This is a genomic window from Zarconia navalis LEGE 11467 (assembly GCF_015207075.1).
Taxonomy (GTDB): Bacteria; Cyanobacteriota; Cyanobacteriia; order Cyanobacteriales; family Geitlerinemataceae; genus Zarconia; species Zarconia navalis.
Window position 1 is genome coordinate 1 of record NZ_JADEXN010000397.1, and the last position, 5405, is coordinate 5405.

A 5405-nucleotide genomic window follows, 5' to 3' on the forward strand; every position below is an offset into this window, starting at 1 on the left:
TCTGCAAGCTTACAACGATATTACTCTCAACGAGGCGATCGTTTCTTCCACTATTTCCACGCTGGATTTGAAAGCCGGACGCAGCATTTTTCTCAATGCCGATATCGATACTTCTGGGGGGAACGGTAATATCTTCCTGAGTGCTAACGATGTCGATGCGGCTGCCGGACTTCGCCAAGCCGGGATTGGGGGCATTTTTGCCGCCCCCGGAACGACCCTCGATGCCGGTAGCGGGACGATCGCCCTGAGTGTGGGCAATGCGGGAACCGTCGGCAATATCGAACTGGCGAACGTCAACACCACCGGGGCATTTTCGATCAAGACTTCTGGGGATATTCTGCAACCCGGTGCCGATTCCCTACTCAGTGCCGGTTCGATCGAACTGGTGAGTACTTCCGGCAGCGTCGGTACCGCATCCGCACCCCTGCGCGTGGCCGCCAACACCCTCGAAGCTAGCGCCACGGAAGTGTTCCTCGACTCCCCCACCCAAGGAATTACCATTGGCGGTGTCACCGGAAATATCGCCGGAATTGAAACCCAACCCGAAGGCGATGTCGTCCTCACGGCGTTAGGCGACATTACCATTAGCGAAAGCATCGATACGAGTAACTCCGATCTTTTCAATATCCTCAGTTCTGGTAACATCACCCTTGAAAGTACCGGGGGTAATATTCAAACTGGAACCCTCAACACCTTTTCTTTCACCGGTCTGGGGGGCAATATTCAAATCACCGCAGCCGGGGATATTTCTTCCACCGGAAATATTAGGGCCACTTCCGGCGGACTGAACCAAGAACCCGGCGGTGACATCATTTTTAATAGTGGCGGGACGATCGACACGACTGGCAGTACCTTAACCAGTCGTTCTACTAGCGATGCGGGGGGTCAGATTCAGCTTACCGCAGTTGGAAACATCGATACGGGTAATATCGATGCCTACTCGAACGACAGCAGCACGATCGATAAAGGCAACATCGTTCTCAACAGTATCGGCAACATCAATACCCGTGGCGGTAGCCTGAACGCCAATGGCGATGTAGGTGGGGGCAATATCTCGGTGACCGCTGCGGGCAATATTACTACGGGCAACCTGAGTACGGCTTCTGACAACGATGGCAGTGGAAATATTTCCCTGAATAGCAACGGGACGATCGATACCACTGCCGGAACCTTGAATACCAGTTCTGCGAGTGGGAATGCGGGGGATGTGTCTTTGAATGGGACGGGCAACATTTCCACCGGCGATATCGATACCACCGTTGAACCCATTGAAGATAACGATGTTATCGATGGTACCCTTTTTCCCACGGTCGGTCGCGCCGGAGATATCGCCATTACCAGTACCGGCGGCAGTATCGATACGAGTAACGGCAATCTGAATAGTTTTTCCGATAACGGTTTTGCCGTTGGCGGTAGCATCCAATTAAATGCGGCGGGAAATGTCGCCACTGGAACAATTCGCACCGAAGGAACTCAGGAGGGGGGCAATATTGGTCTGACTAGCGGCGGAACCCTGACGACGAGCGATCTGACAACGATTTCGGAAGCCGGAACGGCCGGAAACGTCACCTTTAACGCTTCGGACAATATTTCTACGGCCAATATCCTTTCCAACTCCAATACCGGACAGGGAGGAAGCCTCAGCGCCACTAGCAGCAGCGGTAGCATTACCACCGGGAACCTCGATACCTTTACCGATGCCAACGGCGACGGCGGAGATATCGCCTTGCAAAGTAGCACCACCTCAGCGAGTTCCGTAACCACGGGAAATATTCGCACCCAATCCAACGGCGGCGCGGGAGGGGACATCGACGTGACGGCGTTTAACAACATCACCGCCGGGGATATTGCCACCTACAGTTCCCTCGATAGCGGCGATATCAGTCTGACAACGATTAGCGATGGGACGATTCAAACGGGAAATATCACCACTGAAACGACGAGTGGCGTGAGTGGGATAATTTCGATCGATGGTGATGACGTACATACCGGAAACCTGAATTCGATCGGGATTACCGGATCGGGGGATATTACCGTCGATGCCGACGGCAACCTGATTGCTGAGGATATTACCAGCGAAACCGAAACGGGCGATAGCGGCGATATCGATGTCGATGCCGGGGATGATGCCAATACCGGCGACATTACTTCCGAAACCGAAACGGGCGATAGCGGCGATATCGATGTCGATGCCGGGGATGATGCCAATACCGGCGACATTACTTCCGAAACCGAAACTGGGGATAGTGGCGATATTGATGTCGATGCTGGAGGAGATGCCAACACTGGAGACATTACTTCCGAAACTGAAACGGGCGATAGCGGCGATATCAATGTCAACGCTGGGGATGATGTGAATACCGGAGACATTACCACCCAAACTCAAACTGGCGATAGCGGCGATATCGATGTCGATGCCGGGGGAGATATTAATACAGAGACGATTAATTCGATCGCCGGACGAAATAGCGGCGACATTACCCTTACCAGTGAAAATGGCAGCATCACCACGGGAGATATTGCCAGCCTCGCCCAAACGGGAACCTCGGGAGATATTGGCTTGGATGCCAGGGGCGATATCAATACTGGAGATATCACCACTCAAGGTGCCTTAGGTAGCGGAGATATTAGCCTCAACAGTCGCGAAGGGGAGATTAATACGGGGACTTTGACGACGGACGGCGACATCCTGATTAACGGCATTCTCAACGGTGAAAATGAGGCAAATCGCAATACGATCGACCCCCTAACTGGTACGATCGAATCCGACGAATCCAATGGTATCAGTCCCAACTTTGGCGATCGACCTTTGGGGACGATTCCGGTAAACCCTGCCTCTGTCTTGGATATCGCTGGAAACGTTGCCTCGGAGGAGTCCAATACGAATAACGACGGGGATGCCAGCAATCTCGATCGCCGCAACACCTCGGAGATTGACTTTTCGATCGCCTATAAAATGGGAGGTTCGATCGATACTCCTACCCTGGCGAACAACCTCAACATTCTCAATAACACCAGCGGTACCATCACCACTGCGGAACTCGCCGATCTCGATCGTCAACGTACCGATGAGTATACCGACTACTTGGGCAAAGAGCGTGACGACGAATCGGGCGGCGTGGAAAATGCTAAAGAAGCCTTAGCCAGAATTGCGGCCGAAACAGGCAATCAGTCGGCAGTGGTGTACATTTCCCTGCTGCCCGAACAAATCGAACTAGTACTGTTTACCCCCGAAGGCGTACCCATCCGTCAGGTGGTTCCCAACGTCAGTAAAGAAGAAGTCCTCGCCACCGCGCGGCAGTTACGTCGCGATATCACTCACCCGCGCTATCGAAATTCCGATCGCTACCTCGAAAGCGCCCAACAACTCTATCAATGGCTAATCGCCCCTTTAAAAGACGAACTCACCGTCGCCGGAACCGATACCCTGCTGTTTTCTATGGATGAGGGATTGCGCGCCTTACCCATCGCCGCACTCCACGATGGCAAGCAATTCCTGGTGGAACAATACAGCTTCAGCATGATTCCCAGCCTCAGCCTCATCGATACCCGATATCGGGCGTTGCAAAATACCCAAGCTTTGGGAATGGGGGCAAGTACGTTTGAAAATCTCAACCCCTTACCGGCGGTTCCGGTAGAACTGTCTGCAATTACCCAACAGATTTGGCAGGGAGAGGCGTTTATTGACGAAAACTTTACCCGCGCTAATTTAGTCGCCCAACGGCAAGAATTTGCTTACCCCATCATCCACTTAGCCACCCACGGGGAGTTTCAAGCAGGAGATGCGAGCAATTCTTACATTCAACTGTGGGATGAGAAATTGCGCCTGGACGAACTGCGGCTATTGGGTTGGAATAACCCTGCCGTGGAACTACTCGTACTTTCAGCTTGCAAGACTGCTGTGGGAGATCCCCAGGCAGAATTAGGCTTTGCCGGGTTAGCGGTAGCCGCTGGGGTGAAGTCGGCGATGGCAAGTTTGTGGTACGTCAGCGATGAGGGGACTTTAGCATTGATGACGGAGTTTTACAGCTATCTGAACGATACACCGATCAAAGCCGAAGCATTGCGGCAAGCTCAAATCGATATGATTCGCGGTAATGTGAGGGTAGAAGGAGGTGAGTTGCGCGGTGCGGGTTTGGGTAATGGCATTCTTCTGCCGCCAACACTGTCTCACATCGAAAATACCAATCTCTCTCATCCCTACTATTGGTCTGCATTTACCACCATCGGCAGTCCTTGGTAATGTAACGATCGGTATTGACGCGAACTGGATATTACTTAGCCCGATGAGCCAACTCTTCCGTTTCTTTTGCTACTTCGTCCTGTGTATTCTGCTGTGGAGTCCGAGGGCGATGGCGACTCCCCTTGTCGAACGCCTCGATCGTTTTCCCGATTGGCAAAATCTCCCACCCATTGAGAGTGCCCAGGGCGATTTAATCTATCCCGACTGGATGGAGGGAACCTGGGAAGTTACCAGTATTCTTGTAGATCTCGTCGCACCCCTAGCACCAGATTTGGTGACACCGGGATTTGAAGGCAATCGCCCGTACCTCGATCGCCCCATTACGTTTCCCGTCCGTTTCTTGCCGCAGTTGCCGTCCCGGAAAGTGCAGCGATTTTTACCGATTCCAGTATCGGTGAAGGGAGACAAACAGGACGAACAACCCATTGTTGCCGATCGCGAGTTTAACGGGTCGAGTATCGCCCGTGCTTATTTAGGCGATCGCGGTGTGGTGTCGGTGAAAGTCGATCCCGACGATCCCAATCGGCAGGTGAGTGCCTTTCGGGGCGATCGCCAACTGGTTTCGATCGTCACCGGACGGTTTAGCGAAACCCCCGCCGTCGATCGATTTGCCGCCACGGAGTTTATCGATCAAGTCTTTCGCACGACATCCGGGATTTACTTCAACCGCGTCGAAACCCCCACTGCTTAGCCACCGCAAAACCCCGATGCGATCGAATCTGATGACATGGAAACCGATCGAGTCACCGCCGATCGAGTCACCGCCGATCGAGTCACCGCGATTTATCTCTCGCCTCAAGATCCGGACTACTTTAAAGCGCAAGATCGTCCGGTGGCACTCTATCGCTATCGATTAGATTTGGTCAAGCCGTAAATTGACACTCCCATTTTCCTCAACCGAGGCCCCACGACGGCCAAGTGCTGAAAATGAAAATCGCGATCGCTACGATCGCCAGCAGGGCCTCGATAACATTACCGATAATAGAACCCACCACGATCCCCATACACCCCTTAAACGCTTGGTTCATTCTCTGCGACCCATTCAAGTCCTTCCGATACAGCCACTCGCCGACGAACGCCCCAATAACCGGGCCGAGAAGCAGTCCCAGGAGAGGGCCGCCGAAGGGTAGGGCGGGTAGCAGTCCTAGGGTCCCGAGAACCA

The 5405-nt window shown here is 53.2% G+C and carries 2 protein-coding genes and 1 pseudogene; 2 read left to right on the forward strand and 1 reads right to left on the reverse strand.

The window, feature by feature from the left end; translation table 11 throughout:
• Together IQ235_RS17875 and IQ235_RS17880 are read left to right on the forward strand one after the other, a co-directional pair.
• On the forward strand, positions 1-4243 hold a 4243-nt coding region (locus tag IQ235_RS17875), incomplete at its 5' end, for a CHAT domain-containing protein (protein WP_264322772.1).
• 109 nt (positions 4244-4352) lie between these two features.
• Positions 4353-5117 (forward strand): annotated as a pseudogene (locus tag IQ235_RS17880) (DUF6816 family protein).
• Between the two features lie 19 nt (positions 5118-5136).
• On the opposite strand, the gene IQ235_RS17885 reads toward IQ235_RS17880, so the two are convergent.
• A partial coding sequence (locus IQ235_RS17885; protein WP_264322773.1) for a DUF456 family protein occupies positions 5137-5405 on the reverse strand: 269 nt, incomplete at its 5' end.